At 65.8% G+C, this 19,298-nt stretch carries 17 protein-coding genes; 10 read left to right on the top strand and 7 right to left on the bottom strand.

Annotated features, from left to right (window positions below):
* Window positions 1-241: 241 nt before the first annotated feature.
* From pcaF to ACQR1Y_RS09475, 6 genes are all read left to right on the top strand, one after another.
* On the top strand, window positions 242-1,450 hold the full coding sequence (gene pcaF / locus ACQR1Y_RS09450) for a 3-oxoadipyl-CoA thiolase (protein WP_434876192.1): 1,209 nt from the start codon (window positions 242-244) through the stop codon (window positions 1,448-1,450).
* Window positions 1,451-1,562: 112 nt separating this feature from the next.
* Window positions 1,563-2,456 (top strand): dioxygenase, encoded by an 894-nt coding sequence (locus tag ACQR1Y_RS09455; protein WP_434876191.1) that lies wholly within the window; start codon window positions 1,563-1,565, stop codon window positions 2,454-2,456.
* Between the two features lie 58 nt (window positions 2,457-2,514).
* Entirely contained in the window at window positions 2,515-3,579 is a 1,065-nt protein-coding gene (locus ACQR1Y_RS09460) for a phosphotransferase (protein WP_434876190.1), read from the top strand.
* 526 nt (window positions 3,580-4,105) lie between these two features.
* Complete coding sequence (locus ACQR1Y_RS09465; protein ID WP_434876189.1) at window positions 4,106-5,275, top strand: PspA/IM30 family protein; 1,170 nt, start codon at window positions 4,106-4,108, stop codon at window positions 5,273-5,275.
* A 22-nt stretch (window positions 5,276-5,297) separates the two neighbouring features.
* Window positions 5,298-5,963: an OB-fold-containig protein gene (locus ACQR1Y_RS09470; RefSeq protein ID WP_434876188.1), complete on the top strand. Its 666-nt coding sequence runs from the start codon at window positions 5,298-5,300 to the stop codon at window positions 5,961-5,963.
* Window positions 5,964-5,971: 8 nt separating this feature from the next.
* Window positions 5,972-7,681, top strand: a complete 1,710-nt coding sequence (locus ACQR1Y_RS09475; protein ID WP_434858219.1) for a flotillin family protein — start codon at window positions 5,972-5,974, stop codon at window positions 7,679-7,681.
* Window positions 7,682-8,160: 479 nt separating this feature from the next.
* On the opposite strand, the gene ACQR1Y_RS09480 is transcribed toward ACQR1Y_RS09475, so the two are convergent.
* From ACQR1Y_RS09480 to ACQR1Y_RS09490, 3 genes are read right to left on the bottom strand one after another with little or no spacing between them, the layout of a single operon-like run.
* Window positions 8,161-9,717: a DHA2 family efflux MFS transporter permease subunit gene (locus ACQR1Y_RS09480; protein WP_434876187.1), complete on the bottom strand. Its 1,557-nt coding sequence runs from the start codon at window positions 9,715-9,717 to the stop codon at window positions 8,161-8,163.
* Between the two features lie 4 nt (window positions 9,718-9,721).
* A complete protein-coding gene (locus ACQR1Y_RS09485) occupies window positions 9,722-10,873 on the bottom strand; it encodes an HlyD family secretion protein (protein ID WP_434876186.1) in 1,152 nt (383 codons plus the stop codon).
* Window positions 10,866-11,345 (bottom strand): MarR family winged helix-turn-helix transcriptional regulator, encoded by a 480-nt coding sequence (locus ACQR1Y_RS09490; RefSeq protein WP_434876185.1) that lies wholly within the window; start codon window positions 11,343-11,345, stop codon window positions 10,866-10,868. Before ACQR1Y_RS09490 ends, ACQR1Y_RS09485 begins: the two co-directional genes overlap by 8 nt.
* A gap of 174 nt (window positions 11,346-11,519) precedes the next feature.
* Here ACQR1Y_RS09490 and ACQR1Y_RS09495 point away from each other — a divergent pair, with 174 nt between their 5' ends.
* From ACQR1Y_RS09495 to ACQR1Y_RS09510, 4 genes are all read left to right on the top strand, one after another.
* A complete protein-coding gene (locus ACQR1Y_RS09495) occupies window positions 11,520-12,011 on the top strand; it encodes a Fur family transcriptional regulator (RefSeq protein ID WP_434858223.1) in 492 nt (163 codons plus the stop codon).
* Window positions 12,012-12,336: 325 nt separating this feature from the next.
* Window positions 12,337-13,290, top strand: coding sequence for a DMT family transporter (locus ACQR1Y_RS09500; protein ID WP_434876184.1), 954 nt, complete (start codon window positions 12,337-12,339; stop codon window positions 13,288-13,290).
* A 13-nt stretch (window positions 13,291-13,303) separates the two neighbouring features.
* Window positions 13,304-14,593 (top strand): flavodoxin-dependent (E)-4-hydroxy-3-methylbut-2-enyl-diphosphate synthase, encoded by a 1,290-nt coding sequence (ispG, locus tag ACQR1Y_RS09505; protein ID WP_434876183.1) that lies wholly within the window; start codon window positions 13,304-13,306, stop codon window positions 14,591-14,593.
* A 444-nt stretch (window positions 14,594-15,037) separates the two neighbouring features.
* Window positions 15,038-15,550: a GNAT family N-acetyltransferase gene (locus tag ACQR1Y_RS09510; protein WP_434876182.1), complete on the top strand. Its 513-nt coding sequence runs from the start codon at window positions 15,038-15,040 to the stop codon at window positions 15,548-15,550.
* 279 nt (window positions 15,551-15,829) lie between these two features.
* Here ACQR1Y_RS09510 and ACQR1Y_RS09515 read toward each other — a convergent pair whose 3' ends face one another.
* From ACQR1Y_RS09515 to ACQR1Y_RS09530, 4 genes are all read right to left on the bottom strand, one after another.
* Complete coding sequence (locus ACQR1Y_RS09515) at window positions 15,830-16,114, bottom strand: type II toxin-antitoxin system RelE/ParE family toxin (RefSeq protein ID WP_434876181.1); 285 nt, start codon at window positions 16,112-16,114, stop codon at window positions 15,830-15,832.
* Entirely contained in the window at window positions 16,111-16,341 is a 231-nt protein-coding gene (locus tag ACQR1Y_RS09520; RefSeq protein ID WP_434876180.1) for a hypothetical protein, read from the bottom strand. The genes ACQR1Y_RS09515 and ACQR1Y_RS09520 overlap by 4 nt, the downstream gene beginning before the upstream one ends.
* Before the next feature lie 747 nt (window positions 16,342-17,088).
* A complete protein-coding gene (locus ACQR1Y_RS09525; RefSeq protein WP_434876179.1) occupies window positions 17,089-18,696 on the bottom strand; it encodes a Na+/H+ antiporter in 1,608 nt (535 codons plus the stop codon).
* 30 nt (window positions 18,697-18,726) lie between these two features.
* The gene (locus ACQR1Y_RS09530; protein ID WP_434858230.1) at window positions 18,727-19,101 is read right to left on the bottom strand and encodes a nuclear transport factor 2 family protein; all 375 of its coding nucleotides are present in this window, start codon (window positions 19,099-19,101) and stop codon (window positions 18,727-18,729) included.
* Window positions 19,102-19,298 lie beyond the last annotated feature (197 nt).

Consider the following 19,298-nt stretch of genomic DNA (forward strand, 5'->3'; position numbering starts at 1 on the left):
GAAGATGCGAAGCGGGTGGGGGCCTCTCTCCACACGACGCACCCCTCGATCACCACCCGAGCCGCGCCCCCACCCCAGCCCTCCCCCGCAAGCGGGAGAGGGGGCGCACCGATCGCGGCGCGATGGTCTCGCCTCCTCAATTCCCACGCATGCCACCCCGCGTTCCCGTCATTTGACCTGCCCCCATCGCACTCCTAAAACCGCCGTCAATTCTGACCAGAAACACCCCCGGGAGAGAGCGATGCGAGACGTGTTCATTTGTGATGCGGTGCGGACCCCGATCGGGCGCTTTGGCGGCGCGCTGGCGAAGGTGAGGACCGACGATCTCGCGGCGACGCCGCTGAAGGCGCTGAAGGCCAAGCATCCCAATCTCGACTGGGCCGCGGTCGACGAGGTGTTCTTCGGCTGCGCCAACCAGGCCGGCGAGGACAATCGCAACGTCGCGCGCATGGCACTGCTGCTCGCAGGGCTCCCCGACTCCATTCCCGGCCAGACGCTCAACCGCCTCTGCGCCTCCGGCCTCGACGCGGTCGGCGCCGCGGGCCGCGCGATCCGCGCGGGCGAGGTCGATCTCGCGATCGCGGGCGGCGTCGAATCGATGACGCGCGCGCCGTTCGTGCAGGGCAAGGCCACCGAGGCGTTCTCGCGCTCGGCTGAGATCTTCGACACCACGATCGGCTGGCGCTTCATCAATCCGCTGATGAAGCAGCAGTACGGGGTCGATTCGATGCCGGAGACCGGCGAGAACGTCGCCGAGGAATTCCAGGTGTCGCGCGCCGATCAGGACGCGTTCGCCATCCGCTCCCAGCAGCGCGCCGGCCAGGCGATCGCCTCGGGCTATTTCGCCGCGGAGATCACGCCGGTGTCGGTGCCCGGCGGCAAGGCCGGCCCGATCACCGTCGACAAGGACGAGCATCCGCGCCCAGAAACCACGCTCGAAGGCCTCGCCAAGCTGAAGCCGATCGTGCGCAATCCCGGCACGGTCACCGCCGGCAACGCCTCTGGTGTCAATGACGGCGCCGCAGCGATGATCCTCGCCTCGGAAGCCGCCGTGAAGAAGCATGGCCTGACGCCGCGCGCGCGCGTGCTCGGGCTCGCATCGGCCGGCGTCCCGCCGCGCATCATGGGCATCGGCCCGGTGCCGGCCGTGCGCAAGCTGCTGGAGCGGCTCGGCCTCAAGATCACGGATTTCGACCTGATCGAACTGAACGAAGCGTTCGCGTCGCAAGGCATCGCGTGTCTGCGCCAGCTCGGCGTCGCCGAGGATGCCGATTTCGTCAACCCGCACGGCGGCGCCATCGCGCTCGGTCATCCGCTCGGCATGAGCGGCGCGCGCATCGCGATGACCGCCGTGCACGGCCTCGAAGTCCGTGGCGGGAAGCGCGCGCTGGCCACGATGTGCGTCGGCGTCGGCCAGGGCGTCGCGCTGGCGGTCGAGACGATCAACTGACAAGCCGCCGTCATTGCGAGGAGCGAAGCGACGAAGCAATCCAGAGCCACGCGTGTAGCCCTGGATTGCTTCGCTTCGCTCGCAATGACGGAGAATGCAGAGGGACCGCGCCATGACCATCTCCCGCGAACAGGACGTTACCCCCGCTGTGCTGGCGGTAATGGAGCAGACCTCCAATCCGCGGCTGCGCGAGATCATGGTGTCGCTGGTCAAGCATCTGCACGGCTTTGTCCGCGACATCAGGCTCACCGAGGCCGAATTCCGCGAGGCCGCCGCCATCATCGCCGAGCTCGGCCAGCGCACCAATGACACGCACAATGAAGTCGTGCTGATGGCCGGCTCGCTCGGCGTCTCGCCGCTGGTCTGCCTGCTCAACAATGGCGATGGCGGCAACACCGAGACGGCACAGTCGCTGCTCGGCCCGTTCTGGCGGCTGAACTCCCCGCGCACCGAGAACGGCGGCTCGATCCTGCGCTCGCCGACGCCCGGGCCGGCGCTGTTCGTGCGGGGCCGCGTGGTCGATCCCAACGGTGCGCCGGTCGCCGGCGCCGAGGTCGACGTCTGGCACGCCTCGCCGGTGGGTTTCTACGAGAACCAGGATCCCGAGCAGGCCGACATGAACCTCCGCGGCAAGCTCACAACCGACGACGACGGCCGCTTCTGGTTTCGCTCGGTGATGATGGTCGGCTATCCCATCCCGACCGACGGCGTCGTCGGCCGTCTCCTGAAGGCGCAGGGCCGTCATCCCTATCGTCCGGCGCATCTGCACGCGCTGATCGTCAAGCAAGGCTTCAAGGTCCTGATCTCGCAGGTCTATGACCCCAACGACCCGCACATCCACAGCGACGTCCAGTTCGGCGTCACCAAGGCACTGCTCGGCAACTTCGTCCGCCACGACGAACCGCATCCGACCGAGCCCGACGTCACGGCGCCCTGGTACTCGCTCGACCATGTCTATCGCATGGAAGCCGGCGAGACCGTGCTGCCAAGGGCACCGATCAAGTAGGACTGTCTTGATTTTCTGTTAGGGTCGGTGACGCTGTAACCCTCGAAGGACAGCACCGATGACGTCTCCGGCCTTGCCGTTCGTTGCCGACCCCTCGCGTCTGACCGAGGCGCTTCGTGAATCCGGCGCGCTCGACGTGGGCGCCGTGTGTGAGGTCGCGGTGCTCAGCGCACGCGACATCATCGTCTCGCGGATCATCCGGCTCGGCCTGAGCTATGACGGCCCCGCGCCCGATGCGCCGCGGACGCTGATCCTGAAGGTTGCGCAGGAGAATTTTGCCAAGACCCTGTGGCGCGCCGGCCGCCAGGAGATTGCGTTCTACACCACGATCGCGCCGCATCTGCCGCACCAGCTGGTGCCCCGCTGTTTCGGTGCGCATTGGGATGGCGACGGCCAGGACTGGCATCTGCTGCTGGAGGATCTGACCGACAGCCATGAGATCGCGACGGAATGGCCGCTGCCGCCGGCATCGGCGCAGGCTGCTGACATCGTCGAAGCGCTGGCGCGCCTGCACGCGGCGTGGTGGGACCATCCCGATCTCGGCCGAACGATCGGCGAATTCATCGCGCCCGCTGCCATGGCTGAGGTCATGGCGCAACTCGCCGGCCATCTCGAACGTTTCACCGCGCTGCTCGGTGATCGCCTGAGCGCCGACCGACGCGATATCTACCGGCGCTTCATCGCGTCCACGCCAAGACTGCTGGCGCGCTATCATTCGCACCGCCACCTCACGATCGCGCATGGCGACGCACATAGCTGGAACTTCCTGCTCGCCAAGCCAGGCGTGGCGGACCGCGCGCGCGTGTTTGACTTCGACCAGTGGCGGATCAATGTCGGCGCCAACGATCTCGCCTATCTGATGGGCTTGCAGTGGTATCCCGAGCGCCGCCAGCAGGTGGAGCGTGATCTACTCGATGGCTATCACGAAGCCCTGCTCGGCCATGGCGTGACCGGCTACAGCCGCGCAGCGCTCGACGACGATTATCGCTATGGCGTGCTGTGGCAGATCACCAAGCCGGTGTGGCAGTGGACCGCGAACATTCCCCCGATCATCTGGTGGAACAATCTGGAGCGGATCTTCCTTGCCGTCGACGATCTCGGCTGCCGCGGTCTGCTGGATTGATCTGGCTGCCGGCTGCACCGTTGTGCAGGGCCGCTGATAGCTAATCGCGCCTGCAGCGTCGGGTTTGCCACGCGATGCTACAAATTCGATGTCGTCCCGGACAAGCCGTGACGCGCGTCAGCGCGTCGCGGCGCCGATCCGGGACCCATAATCCCGGGCAGTGTTCGAGGCACGATCGCCACTCCGAGCCGTCGCGACACGACGGCCTGTGGCTATGGATCCCGGCTCTGCGCCCTGCCGTCGCTGCGCGACGACAGGGCTTGGCCGGGACGACCCCGGACGTGGAGACGCAGCTTCGTGACAATCGAAGCGAACGGAGCGGTCATCAGATTGCTTTCGAGCATTTTGCCGCTCATCACGCCGCGCCCCTCTTAACGATCACCAGAGATTGTTTGGTCGCCCCTCAAACCAGCCCGGTAGGTCAGAGCGACATACCAACATGGGCATGGCGTTCGGTGTGGTCACGGAAAGGTGCGGCGTCCTCGGAGCCACAGACGGCTTGCCAAAGCACAATAACAGTGCTTTGATGTTCTCCATGGCCGGAAGCCCGTACGATCAGGCTGTTCGCTACCGTCTCGCGCTCACGCCTGAGGTCCGCGACGCCGTCGAGGCGACGTTCGCCGATTATGCCCGGATGATGGACATGCTCGACGAGATCGCGAGCGCGAAGGGCATCGGCGCCAATCTCGTCGCGTTGCATGGCCATGCCTATGACCCCATCCGCAAGGCCACCCGACTGCCGTCGCGGCTCGTCACGCTCGGCCTGCGCGACCGCGCGGCGTATCGGGCGGCATCGAACCCGCGGCTGCCGCTCGACGACCGATTGGTGAATGTCAGGGATGCCGGCACGCTGTCGCTCGGCACCGCGCTCGGCCGTGTCACGATTCCGTTCGAGGTGACCGGCTATGCCGTGGGCTGGCCGCACGCGACGCCGGCGCAGCTCGTTCGTACTGATAATGGTGACTTCGAGGTTCATTTCGGTGTCACCGCAGCGTCACGCCAACACGTCAGCCCACGAAAGGACCACGTCATGCTCGCCGAACACGCGCCGGCTCCCGACACGCTCCTGTCACGCGCCGGGCGCCTCATCGCCGGGATCGCCTATGGCGCGATCGAGAAGGCCGAGGACAACAACAGGGTCGCGCTGGTCAAGCAGGCGATTCGCGAGATCGAGCAGGCCGAGCGCGAGTCTCGCGAGAGCCTCGCCTCCGCGCGCGCCGAGGAGTACCGGCTCAATGCGCGCCGCGCAGAGATCGAGCGCGAAACAACACAGCTGGCCGACCAGATCCGTCTCGCGATCACCGAGAGCCGCGACGATCTCGCGCGCGCCGGGATCGCCCGGCAGATGGATCTCGAAGCGCAGTTCGAGGTGCTGTCGAAGGCGATCGACGAGAATGCCGAGCGCGTCGACGCGGTGTTGACGAGCCTGCGAGCTATTCTGTCGAGCCTGCAGGATGCGCAGGCGCGCCTCGCCGAACTCGAACGCAGCGAGGCGATGGCTCAGCAGCCGAAGTCCGCCGCGCGCAAGACCGAGGATGCCGGCCTTGCCAAGGCCGCGCGCGCGTCACGCGCGATCGCTCGCGCCACCGGCGTGCCGGAGGGCATTCCGCCGTCGCCCGATATCGACGAATTGTCGAAGCTGAAGCGCGACAAGGACATTGCCGAGCGGCTGGCGCGTCTGAAGTCGCAGAACTGAGCGGGCAGGGGCGCATCGTCCCATGACCATGTTAGACCATTTCATGCAGCCCGAGGTGCGGCCGTTTGCGGTCGCGGCCGTGATGATCGTGCTGGTCGGCGGCGTCGAGATCGGCTCGATGCTGCTCGGCCTGTCGATCAGCGAGCTGCTCGGCCAGACCATCGATCTCGGGCATGACGGCAACGGCACCGGGATCAGTCACGTGCTGTCCTGGATCAATGTCGGCGGCGTGCCGCTGATGATCTGCATTCTGCTCGGCCTCGGCATCTTCTCGATCACGGGCTTCCTCATCCAGGATGTCGCCCGGCTGCTCGCATTGCCGTTGCCAGCTTCGGCCGCAGGCGTGCTCGCCGCTGCTGCCACCGTGCCGATGCTGCGCAGCTCGACGCGTTATGCCTCCAGGCTGATCCCGCAGGATGAGAGCTACGCGGTCGGCCTGTCCGATCTCGTCGGCCGCACCGGCGAGGTCGCGGTCGGCCCGCTCGACGGCGGGCTGCCCGGGCGCGTCCGCGTCAAGGACGTCCACGGCAATTGGCACGCGGTGACGGCCTCCGCCGCGCCGGGCTCGCCGCCGCTGCCGGTGGGCGCATCGGTTCTTCTCGTCGACCGCAAGGACGGCCGCTTCATCGCGATCGCCGCAACCGCCGAACTCGTCCCGTCACAACCGGACTCAGCGTCCAGAAAGTGATCTCTGCCATGTTCGATCTCATTGTTCCCGCGTCGATCGGCGTCGCGCTGCTCGTCGTCCTCGGCACGGTGTTCGCCGTGCTCTATCACCGCTCCACCCGCGACGAGGCGTTCGTGCGCACCGGCCTCGGCGGCAAGAAAGTCGTGCTCGACGGCGGCGCCGTCGTGCTGCCGATCTTCCACTCGATCGCGCGCGTCAATCTGAAGACCCTGCGGCTGCGCGTGGAGCGCTCCAAGAAGGATTCGCTGATCACCAAGGACCGTATGCGCGTCGACATCGACGCCGAGTTCTATGTCCGGGTGAAGCCCGATGTGGATTCGATCGCGCTTGCCGCGCAGACGCTCGGCGCGGTCACCAACAATGCCGAATTGCTGCGCGACCAGGTCGAGGCCAAGTTCGTCGACGGCCTGCGCTCGGTCGCGGCGACGATGGAGCTGTTGGACCTGCAGGAGAAGCGCTCGGATTTCGTCAAGCACGTCCAGGCCGCGGTCGAGGCCGACGTGCAGTCGAACGGCCTGGAGCTGGAATCGGTGTCGCTGACCAAGCTCGACCAGACCGACATCTCCTTCTTCAATGCGGAGAATTTCTTCGACGCCGAGGGCCTGACCCGGCTCAAGACCGTCACCGAGACCCGGCGGCGGGACCGCAATGCCATCGTGCGCGACAACGAGGTGGCGATCGCCCAGAAGGACCTCGAGGCGCGCCAGCTCACGCTGACGATCGAGCGGACGAAGAAGGAAGCCGAACTCAGCCAGGAGCGCGACATCGCCAACAAGACCGCGAGCACCCGCGCCGAGGTGGCGAGCGCGACCCAGACGGCGTGGCAGACCGAGGAGAACGCCCGCATCGAGGCGCAGCAGAAGATCGCCCAGCGCGAAGCCGAGGCCCTGAAGGTGCGCGAGACCGCGACCATCGAATCCAACCTCGCGATCAACCGGCGCAAGACCGACGCCGACCGCGAGATCCAGATCGCCACCCAGGACAACGACATTCAGATCGCGACCAAGAGCAAGGAGACGTCTGAAGCCCGCGCCGTCGCCAAGGCGGCCGAAGCGCTGGCGGTATCGGCGGAGGAAAAGGTGACCACGGCGCGCGCGATCGAGATCGCCGACCGCGAACGCCAGACGGCGGTCATGGCGGCGCGGAAGGAGGCCGAGCAGCGCTCGACCGGCATCACGGTCGCGGCCGAGGCCGAGAAGCGCGCCGCGGTCGATCGCGGCGAGGCGGCCAAGACGCTCGCCGAAGCGGAAGCCGAGGCCAACAAGATCAAGGCCGCCGGCGTGCGCGAGATCGGCGAAGCCGAAGCCGCGGTGATCCTGTTGAAGAACGAGGCGCAGAACAAGCTCGGCAGCAACGTGATCGATTTCGAGCTCGCCAAGCAGCGCATCGCAACGATGCCGGCGGCGCTGGGCGAGATGGTCAAGCCGATCGCCAATCTGAAGGACGTCCGCATCCTGCACACCGGCGGCGCCTTCGGCGGCAACGGCAATGGCGCCGGCGGCGGCAATGTCGGCTTCGGCGAAGGCCTCGCCGGCGAGCTGCTCCGCGTGCATGCGCTGAAGCCGCTGATCGACGAGATCCTGGTGCAGTCCGGCTTCAAGCCGGGCGATGATCCGGTGCAGGCGCTGGCGGGCATCGTGATGCCGAAGGCGGAGGCGAAGACCGCGAATGGCGCCGGCACGATCGAGCCGCTGCCGGTGTCCGCGCCAGCACCGTAAGGAGAGAGCGCGAAGGCCGCATCAAACTCCGCTGTCGTCCCGGACAAGCCCGTCAACGCGACAGCGTTGGCGGGCGCAGATCCGGGACCCATACCGCGTGATCTCACTTGAGGCAGGCTGGATGTCGCCACGGTCGGGCGGCAAGCGCGGAACACGATGATGCGCACGAGCGTGTGCGACAAAGCGTGTGATGAATGGAGAGCCGTCCACCGCATTCGCGGGAAAAATTCCCCGGGGGCTGGGGGCGGCGCTGGAGGAGCCACCGCCCCCGCCCGGCACTTCACGAGTGGGGCGCTCATGAGGTGCAGTCCCTGCGCGCAACTCATACGCAGGGCCGAGTGGGGTATCGATAAGATAGCGAGAAACGCGCCGGATTGAAGTTACAAATCCATCACGTCGCGGTCACCTTTTTGCTACTCCCGCCACACTGCGTCCGAATAGCGCACGCTTTTTCCGTGCCGGGAACATCGGTTGGTTAACTACTCCATCACGGCATGATCGGCTGGCGCTGACTGCGCGCGTAATGCCGTGCGGGTCGAGCCGATCATCACCGCGAGCGGGATCGACACCAGGATGAACGTCATCACCAGCTGGTAGTCGTGCGAGAACGCCAGGATCTGCGCCTGCACCATCACCATCGCGTCGGCCATTGCACGACCGGCATCGGTGGAGAGGTTCAACAGACCAGCCACGTTCGGCATCTGCAGAGCGTGATTGAACGGGTTGATGTGCTCGACCAGGATCGCGTGGTTCCGCCGCGTGCCTTCCGTGAGCTGCGCGATCGCAATCGAAATGCCGATCGAGCTGGCGACATTGCGCACCAGGGTCAGCATCGAGGTTCCATCGGTGCGCAGCTCGCCCGGCAGCGTCAGGAACGCGACCGTCGACAGCGGCACGAAGACGAGGCCGAAGCCGAACCCCTGCATGATGCTGATGGTGATGATCTCGGGAACGCCGGTCTGGTCGGTCCAGGCCGTCATCTGGAACAATGACAGCGCCGTCAGCGACAGGCCGACGATGATCAGGGTGCGCGCCTCGATGTAGCGCAACAGACGCCCGACCAGCATCATCGCGGCGAACGTGCCGCAGCCGCGGGTCGCGAGCAGCACGCCCGCGGTGATGATCGGATAGCCGATGACGTTCTGTAAGTAAGGCGAGGACAGCGCCATGGTGGAGAACAGCACCAGGCCCATCACCGTCATGAACACGCAGCCGCCGACGAAATTACGGTCCTTGAACAGCGCGAACTGGATGAACGGCCGCCTGGTCGTCAGCGAATGCGCCAGGAAGTAGTAGAAGCCGACCGCGGCGACGATGAACTCGATGATGATCTCGTTGCTCTCGAGCCAGCCCTGGTCTTCGCCGCGGTCGAGCGCGATCTGCAGCGAGCCGATGCCGATGGCGAGCGCCATGAAGCCGAACCAGTCGAATGTCAGCTCGGCATTCGGCTTGGTTTCCTCCATGAACGCCATCAGCCCGAGCACGGTGACCGTGCCGAACGGCAGATTCACGAAGAACACCCAGTGCCAGGAATAGGTCTCGGTCAGCCACGCCCCGAGCGAAGGTCCCATGATCGGGCCGAGCATCACGCCCATGCCCCAGATCGCCATCGCCTTGGCGCGCTCATGCAGCGCGTAGGAGTCGAGCATCACGGCCTGCGACAGCGGCACCAGGGAGGCGCCGAACACGCCCTGCAGCAGGCGAAATAGCACCATCTGCGTGATGTCCTGGGCGAGACCGCACATCACGGAGGCGATGGTGAAGCCGGCCGAGCAGATGATGAAGGTGCGCTTGCGGCCGAAGCGGTTGGCGATCCACCCCACAGGCGCGGTCATGATTGCCGCCGCCACGATGTAGGACGTCAGCACCCAGTTGATCTGGTCGGTCGAGGCCGACAAGGTGCCCTGCATGTAGGGCAGCGCGACGTTGGCGATGGTGGTGTCGAGCGCCTGCATGATCGTCGCCGTCATGGCGCAGATCGTCACCATGTTCCGGCGGAAGCCGGGAACCGCCGATGAGGCTGCAGGCGCATTCATCACGCTACTCCTTCTCGGCGGCCTGCGCCGAGCCGAACAGCCCGGCCAGCGTGCGCTCATGGCCGGTGTCCACCGACACGTTGACGCTCATGCCCGCCTTCAGCTTGGCAACGAACTTGTCGTTCTTGTCGAAATAGATCCGGATCGGCACGCGCTGGACCACCTTGACGAAATTGCCGGTCGCATTCTGCGGCGGCAGGATCGCGAACTGCGCGCCGGTGCCCGGCGACAGCGAGCCGACCGTGCCCTTGAAGCGGTGGTTCGGGAACGCGTCGACGTCGAGCTCGACCGGCTGGCCGACCGCGACATAGGTGAAGTCGCTCTCCTTCGGGTTGGCGTCGACCCAGGGATTGCTGATGTCGATCACCGAGAACACCGGCGTGCCGGCGGCGACGAAGCGGCCGAGCTGGATCTGGTCGACCTGCGTGGCGATGCCCGGCATCGGCGCACGCAAGATCGTGTGGTCGAGATCACGCTGGGCATCCTCGAGCTTGGCCTTGGCCTGGATGTAGGGCGGGAATTCCTCCAGCGGCAGATCGGGATTGCCGAGCAGCTGGGTCTTGGCGTTGGAGAGCTGCTGCTTGATGAACTGCGCCTGTGCGCCCGCCGTCACCAGCGCGTTCGCGGCATTGTCGAGGTCGAGCTGCGAGCCGAAATTGTTCTTGGCCAGCGTCTGCTTGCGCTCGACGTCCTTCTGCTTGAGGTCGATGCCCTGGTTGGCCAGATCGAGCATCTGGCCGTAGATCTTGATGTTGGCGGTGAGGTTGTCATAGGCCGTGCGCGCCTGCGCCAGTGCCGCCTTGGCCTGATCGACCGCGAGGCGATAGGGAACGGCGTCGATCTCGAACAGCTCGTCGCCCTTCTGCACCTGCTGGCCCTCCTTGACGAGGACCTTGATGATCTTGCCCGAGATGTCCGGCGTGATCAGCACCTTCTGCGCGCCGACATAGGCGTCGTCGGTGGTCACGTAGCGGCCGCCATTGAGATACAGCACGAAGCCGCCGATCGCGGCCACGAGCGGCAGCACCACCAGCAGCAAGGTGCGGCGGTAGCGGCGCAGGACTCCGGGACGCGCCGGCTTCGCGGCGGCAGCCGCCGGCGCCGCATCGGGGCTGGCCTTCTGTTCGGTGGCGAGTTTCAGGGCTGGCTCAGCCATAGCGCTGCTCCTTTCGCTGCTCGTCGCAGAGCGACTGCAAGGCGTTTCTCACATTTTCTTTGATGGCTTCGAGATGGGTCATCAGCCGCTCGGCATCGCCTGAGCTGATCCCCTGAAGGGCGGTGTCGGTCAGCTCGGCCTTGAGCACGCCGAGCTTGGCGAGCAGCGGGCGCGCGGCCTTCTTCAGGTACAGCCGGTTGACGCGCCGGTCGGTGTCGTCGCCGCGGCGCTCGATCAGGCCGGCGTCCGCCAGCTTGTCGATCAGCCGCGTCAAGGTGATCGGCTGCATCTCCAGCTGCTCGGCGAGCTCGGACTGCTTCATCCCCTCGTTGCGCTCGACCTTGGCCAGCACGGCCCACTGTGCGCGGGTCATTCCGAAGCGCGCGGCTTCCTTGTCGGCATAGGCGCGCACCAGGCGCTGCAGCTCGCCGAGGGTAAACAGGAAGTTGGCGTCCGCGGAGGTGCGGCTCATGAGTGTCTCGTTTCGGGATCGGAGGGAACTAAGCTTTGGCTGTAATGAGCCTTGGATATGATAAGCAAGCTTATGAATATTTCATTCTGTTTCGCAGCGGCCCCGTCCCGCGATTGGCGCATGGCTCGGCCGCAGCCTTTGGCGGGATCGGTCCGAGATGCTAGATTGTGAGTGATGACCCTCGCCAAACCCATCTTCCCGGCACCCGACCACGATCATGGCCGCTGCGCGGCCGACGCCCTCGACCATGCCGAGCGCGTGTGCGCGCAGCGCGGCCAGAAGTTCACGCCGCAGCGCCGCCAGGTGCTGGAATCGCTGCTGTCGAGCCATCGGCCGCTCGGCGCCTACGAGATCATCGAGGAACTCGCCAAGTCCGGGACGCGGCCGGCCCCGATCACGGTGTATCGCGCGCTCGAGTTCCTGATGGCCAACGGCCTGGTGCACCGCATCGAAAGCCGCAACGCCTTTCTCGCCTGCGCGCATGATCACGAGCAGACCGCGCTGGTCGCGTTCCTGATCTGCGAAAGCTGCGGCGCGGTCGGCGAGGTTCCCGCAGCGCCGATCGCCGAAAGCCTCAAGAGCGCTGCGGCCGCATCGGGGTTCCTGCCGAAGATGTCGGTCGTCGAGATCACCGGCCTCTGTGCGCACTGCCAGAAGGCGGCGTGAGATCGTTGCCGCGCCGCAAGGTGTACACGTCCAACTAATCATCGTATTCGAGATTTTCGCCCCGGCGACGGTGCGCCCCCCTCTCCCCGTCCTTCACGGGGAGAGGGTTGGGGTGAGGGGCGGCCACGCGAGAAGTGCCTCAAGTGAGACCTGTACCCCCTCATCCGGATTGCATCTTGCGATGCAATCCGACCTCTCCCCGCAAGCGGGGCGAGGTGAGGACCACCGTTGCCGAACGACGTTTGCCTTGAACGAGACCAACGAACCAAGCTGACCGCACAACAAGCGGTCCAAAACAGAAACGCCTCAGGGAGCCCCAATCCTCGTGTCCGCAACGTCGCCCTCGTCCGCCGCCACCCGCCCGCTCGGTCCGGGCGCCATCGCCATCACGCTCGTGCTCTGCCTGTCCTGGGCGTTCAACCAGATCGCGATCAAGCTGGCACTGCCCGAAGTGCCGCCGATGCTGCAGGCGACGTTCCGCTCCGCCGGCGCGCTGCCGGTGCTGCTGATCTTCGCGCAGCTGCGCGGCGTGAAGATGTTCGAGCGCGACGGCACGCTGTGGCTCGGCCTGATCGCGGGCGCGCTGTTCGGCTTCGAGTTCGTGCTGATCTACCAGGGCCTGCTCTTGACCTCGGCGTCGCGCGCGGTGGTGTTCCTCTACACCGCGCCGTTCTTCGTCGCGCTCGGCTCGTTCCGCTTCCTCGGCGAGCGGCTCGGCCCGGCGCAATGGGGCGGACTTGCCATGAGCTTCACCGGCGTGGCGCTCGCGATCGGGATCCCCCAGGCCAATGTCGACAGCCGCGTCCTGCTCGGCGATCTCCTGGTGGTCGGCGGCGGCCTGCTCTGGGGCGTCACGACGGTGTTCATCAAGGGCACCAGGATGCGCCTGATCGCCCCGGAACGCGCACTCGGATACCAGGTCGCGGTGTCCGTCCCGATCATGGCCGCCGCCGCGCTGATCGCAGGCGAGCGGCTGGCCCATGTTCCCAGTCCGTTCGTCCTCGGCCTGCTCGCCTATCAGGCGATCTGGGTAGTCGGGACCACCTTCACGATATGGTTCGCGCTGATCAAGGCCTATTCGGCCAGCAAATTGTCGGCATTTACCTTCATCACCCCTTTATTCGGGGTCGTGGCGAGCTATTTCATCCTGCATGACGCCCTGACGCTGGCTTTTGGCCTGGCCGCCGTGCTTGTGATCATTGGGCTTTTTCTCGTAAACCGCCCGAACCGCGCGGTCGCCGCCGCGACTGATCCATTGCTGACCGTCACCAAAACCTGATATCCGAGCGCCCATGAACAAGCCCGAGACAGTGCCCCAGAACGACATCGCCGGACCCGCTCCCCGGCATCAGACCACCAAAGTCATGGTCGGCAACGTCGCCGTGGGCGGCGGGGCGCCGATCGTGGTCCAGTCCATGACCAACACCGACACCGCCGATGTCGAGAGCACGGTGGCCCAGGTCGCAGCGCTGGCGCGCGCCGGGTCGGAGATGGTCCGCATCACGGTGGATCGCGACGAGGCGGCCGCCGCCGTCCCGCACATCCGCGAGCAGCTCGACAAGCGCGGCATCACCACGCCCCTGATCGGCGACTTCCACTATATCGGCCACAAGCTGCTGACCGAGTACCCCGCCTGCGCCGAGGCGCTCGCCAAGTACCGCATCAATCCCGGCAATGTCGGCTTCAAGGACAAGCGCGACACCCAGTTCTCGACCATCATCGAGCTCGCCAACAAATACGGCAAGCCGGTGCGCATCGGCGCCAATTGGGGCTCGCTCGACCAGGAGCTGCTGTCCAAGCTGATGGACGAGAACGCTGAGTCCGCGAACCCGCGCGATGCCCGCGCGGTCATGCGCGAGGCCATGGTGCAGTCGGCGCTGCACTCGGCCGAACGCGCGCAAGAGCTCGGCATGCCCAAGGACCGCATCATCCTCTCGGCCAAGGTCTCGGCCGTTCAGGATCTCATCGCGGTGTATCAGGATCTCGCCGCGCGCTCCGACTACGCGATCCATCTCGGCCTCACCGAGGCCGGCATGGGTTCCAAGGGCATCGTGGCCTCCTCGGCCGCGCTCGGCATTCTCCTGCAGCAGGGCATCGGCGACACCATCCGCATCTCGCTGACCCCCGAGCCGGGCGGCGACCGCACCCTCGAAGTCCAGGTCGCGCAGGAGCTGCTGCAGACCATGGGCTTCCGCACCTTCGTGCCGCTGGTCGCGGCGTGCCCGGGCTGCGGCCGCACCACGTCGACCACGTTCCAGGAGCTGGCGCGCTCGATCCAGGATTTCATCCGCGACGAGATGCCGAGCTGGAAGACGAGATATCCCGGCGTCGAGGCGCTCAACGTTGCGGTCATGGGCTGCATCGTCAACGGCCCCGGTGAATCCAAGCACGCCAATATCGGCATCTCGCTGCCCGGCACCGGCGAAGCCCCGGCCGCCCCGGTGTTCGTCGACGGCAAGAAGTTCCGCACCCTGCGCGGTCCGACCATTGCCGCCGACTTCAAGGCCCTGGTCATCGACTACATCGACCAGCGCTACGGCAGCGGCGCGAAGGCGCCGGAGAGCGTAACCGCGGCGGAGTAGGGGCGGCCTGTCTCTGCGGCGTCTGCGCGCTTCGTAAAAGCCGCTTAGTTCGCACGCCATCCTTGGCGTGCCTTTGTGAGTTGAATCCCACCTGCCACCGCATCGACGGTGCGCTCCCTCTCCCCGTCCTTCACGGGGAGAGGGTTGGGGTGAGGGGCCGCCACACCCACCGACCGCACCGAGAGCCCCCCTCACCCGGATTGCATCTTGCGATGCAATCCGACCTCTCCCCGCAGGCGGGGAGAGGTAAGAGGGCTGCAGCACTTATCGTCGCAACTCGCGACGTTTGTCTGGCGAAGCAGTCCTGTCTCCACAACCCGCAGCCGCTTGCCCTCCGCGCACCATTCTGAAACCTTCCGCCACGCGCGCGAATGCGTTCCGACCCGCCGCCCCACTGCTGCCCGCATGATCAGCACCTTGAGGCCTGCTGAACAGGATGCCGCGATGAACCTCGATGTCAGGGAAATGGAACTCGCCGAGACCGCGCTGGTCATCGACTACTTCTATTCATCCAGCATCGAGCAGCTCGACCTGATGGGCATCGACCCGACGCGCATGCCGACCAAGCCGGTGTGGGCCGGCCTGTTCAAGACGCTCTACGAACTGCCGCTCACTGAGCGCGCCGCGCTGCTCGTGATCTGGCGCCTCGACGGCCGCCCGATCGGCTTCTCCAGCTGCGACCGCATCGTGTTCGGCAACCGCGCCCACATGCATCTGCACGTCACCGAGGCGGAGCTGCGCGGCCGCGGCTTGGGCACCGAATGCGTCCGACGAAGCATCGACCTGTATTTCGAGCGCCTCCAGCTCAAGCAGCTGTTCTGCGAACCGCACGCCTACAACACCGCGCCCAACCGCGCGCTGCAGAAGGCCGGCTTCCGCTATCTGAAGACCTACAAGACGGTGCCCGGCCCGATGAACTACCACCAGGCGGTGACGCGCTGGATGATCGAGCGGTGAAGCCGCGTCAGCCTGCTACCGCGTTTCCATTGCAGCAGCGCATCATCTCGCCAAGACGGCCCAGCTCTCTCGACGTCGTCATTCCGGGGCATTCGCGCGCAAAATGGCGCAGCCATTTTGAATCCGCGCGAATGAGCCCGGAGTCCATAACCACAGGCAGACATGGATCGAAGACGATCGCCACATCGATCCCGTCCCTCATCGGCAGTGGTGGCTATGGATTCCGGGCTCGCGCTTCGCGCGCCCCGGAATGACGCGGGGAGGGAGTGCCCAATACCGTCACTGAGTGTCGTCTTGGGCGGCATGTCGGACGTGCAAGATCACAACCTCGTTCGCTGCCATATCAATCGCGTAAAAGATCCGGAACGGATAACGCACCACGGACAGGACTCGAACCTCAGGATCGTCGGTAACATGGCCCGCAAGCGGGAAATCCGTGAGCATGGACGTCAGCCGTTCGATCCGCGCAACGACTGAAGAAGCCGCGGCCGCGTTGCGTTCATGAATGTAGGCGAAGATATCCTCGATCTCGGTCAGAGACGACTGAGACCAACGAACTCTCATGCGCGATAACGGTCGAACACGGCTGCGACCGCGGCGTCGTCGGCGAGCTTCCGCTCCCGCATCTCCCGCAATCCGCGCTGGACGGCCTTGCGCTCGTCGTCGCTGAGGCGATACGGCCCGATGTGCCGCGCCTCGATCTCTTCCAAGGATCGCACGAACTCGGCCTGGGCCTGATCAGGCCAAGCCGCAACACGCTCCAGGAGCATTTCGAGAGCTTCTCGGGTCATCGAACTCATCATAGCAGGATGCGACGGGCCTCGCACCAGGGACGTCGGCGATGATCAGAGATCGCGGGAACGCAAAATTCTGCCCGTCGCGTTACCATGTCGCACCTCCGCGCCTTGCGCCGTCGGGCAAATCAGATCGATCCTTCCGCCCGTCCCGCCTCACTGAAGAGGGGCGCTTCGCGGTCGTCACGAACGTGGAGGCGGGATGCGGTGGACGCGACGTGACGCAGCGGGCTCGGCTCGCGGACGAACGTCATGGCGCGGACGGTCAAGTCGCATGGTCCTGACATCCCGACGCTGATGCCAAGCTGGCCGATGATGGGCCGGTGACGGGGGCAAGAAAGCCCGGTCCCCGGGGAGAGTGCGAAGCAGCCGTTAAAACCATCGCGCAGGGAGGGCCGGGTCTTGTCCGGCTGAACCTGTGGTACCTGCCGCCTGCATTTTTTTCCGCAGGCGGGCCACGGGCCCCAGTCGGGGCCCGGCCTTCCCTGCGCCCTCTGATGGAAGAGGGCGAGAGATAAGATCAATGCTCGGACGCGAAACGCGGGCGCGAGGATGATGAACTGTATCTACAAACTCAGTCGACGTAAGTGTACCCAGCTCCATCCACGTCATTGCGAGCGCAGCGAAGCAATCCAGAGTCCCGCCCACCATCCTGGATTGCTTCGCTGCGCTCGCAATGACGGTGTGCGTGTCGAGCGACTGCGCCCGACAACTCGCCCACACATCGAGGCCTGCATCCCACGCCTACAACGGCGCCTGCCCATATTCCCGGTTGGCGAGGCTCGCCTCTTCCAGATCGAGATCGCGCTCGATGCGGCGGCGGGTTTCGTCGGTGATCTGGCCGTCGCGGAGCATGGCATGAATGGTCTTGCGCTCGACGCCGATCAGTTCGCGGGTCAGCTCGATGCCGCGCGCGGAGGCATCGTAGTCGTCCGGGTTGAGGTTCTCCGGCAGCTGGTTGACGCGGACCTCGTGCCGCGCGCGCAGGAGACGCACGACCTCCTCGGAGACGTCGCGGTCATTGGTCATCGTCTCCAGCGATTGCAATGCGCGATCGAGCACCTCCCGCCGCGCGGCGATCTCCTGCTCGTGCTCGCGGACATGCTCGGCGTGGCCGGTGCGGCCGACGCCGAGCCAGCGCACCACCAGCGGCAAGGTCAAACCGAGCCCGATCAAAGTGAAGAAGATCACGCCGAAGGCCACGAACAGAATCTGGTCGCGATAGGGAAAGCCGTCGCCCGTCGGCAGCGTCAAAGGCAGGGCCAGCGCGGTCGCCAGCGAGACGGTGCCGCGCACGCCGGTGAAGCCGATGATGAAGGTCTGCTGCCACGGCGGCAGCGGATCACGTGCGCGCAGCGAGCTGCTCAGGACGCGCGGCAGGATCGTCGCCGGAAAAGTCCAGGCAAACCGCGCGATGACCACGATGGCGACGACCAGCGCGGTGGCGATGATGATCTCGTCGAGCGGAAACACCTTCGACTTCTCGTAGATCAGCCGCATCTGGAAGCCGGTCAGCAGGAACAGCATGCCCTCGATCAGGTAGACCACGAGGTCCCAGAAGAACACGCCTTGCAGGCGGGTCGCGGAGGAGATCCACAACGGTCCGTTCCAGCTCATGTAGAGGCCGCAAGCCACCGTGGCGATCACGCCGGAGCCGCCGACATGCTCGGGAATCCAGTAGGCCAGATACGGCGTCAGCAGCGACAGCGTGATCTCGACGCGGGTGTCGTCGGAATAATGCCGCGCACGCAGCATCAGCCAGCCGACGCCGATGCCGAAGGCGATCTCGCCGACCACGATTCCTGCGAATTCGCCGGCGGCCACCGGAAGCGAGAAGGTGCCGGTGGTGATCGCCGCGACCGCGAAGCGGTACAGGATCAGCGCCGTCGCATCATTGGCAAGACCCTCGCCTTCGAGGATGACCATCACCCGGCGTGGCAGATGCAGCCGGCGGGCGATGGCGAGCGGGGCCACCACGTCGGGCGGCGCGACGATGGCGCCGAGCAGGAAGCCGATGCTCCAGGGCAGGCCGAGAACAAAATGGGTGGCCGCGGCCACGATGGCTGCGGTGAACAGAACGCAGCCGACTGCCAGGAACACGATCGGCCGCAGGTTGCGCTTGAACTCGCGCCAGCTCATCGCGACGCTGGAGGAATAGATCAGCGGCGGCAGCACCACGAGCAGCACCAGCTCCGGCGGCAGCGCGAAGGCCGGCATGCCCGGCACGAAGGCGAGCCCGATACCGGCCAGCATCAGCAGGATCGCCGGCGCCAGATTGGCCCGGCGCGCAACGAGCGCGGTTCCCGCCAGCACGGCCAGCAGGATCAGGAAAATTTGAAAATGCTCTTCCATCGGGGACAGCCTGGCGTCGATGCGCCGGGCTCAGTCCCGGAGGTCGTAGCGATAGGACTTGGAGACGATCTGCCAGCCGTCGGCGAGCTTCATGGCGACGAGATAGTCGGTGAAATAGCGCGGCGGCAGCTGGCAGCGCACCTTGATGAACGCCGTCTTGTCGTCCGAACGATCGATGGTGACGATGAAGTCCTCGCGGGGCTTGCCCTCGGCCTTGGCGGAGGGCCGCTTGCGCACCCAGGCCAGCCAATCCGGCACGGTCAGGATCTTCAACTCGCCCTTCTCGACCCAGCGCAGGTCGGCGGTGGGATGGAACACCGCGCCGAGCTTGTCGGCGTCGCCCTCATAGAGCGCATCGAAATAGCCCTGGACGACGGATTCGACGGTGGAACGGTCGGCGCTCATGGGCTGCTCCCTGGAATCCAGACAAACAAGGATCGCATTTTCGATGCAAAACCAAGCTTGGCAAGCCATGAACTGCAACCGATGCTCGGTCGACTGAAATATACTGGCCGAAGCGGCATGTTCCGGAAATAAAGGCTGCGTGATGCTGGTCACAAGCCAAATGGGCTGCCTCTGGTAGGCAGAGCCAGCAGGTTTCC

Source organism: Bradyrhizobium sp. HKCCYLRH3099, from assembly GCF_051167855.1.
GTDB lineage: Bacteria > Pseudomonadota > Alphaproteobacteria > Rhizobiales > Xanthobacteraceae > Bradyrhizobium.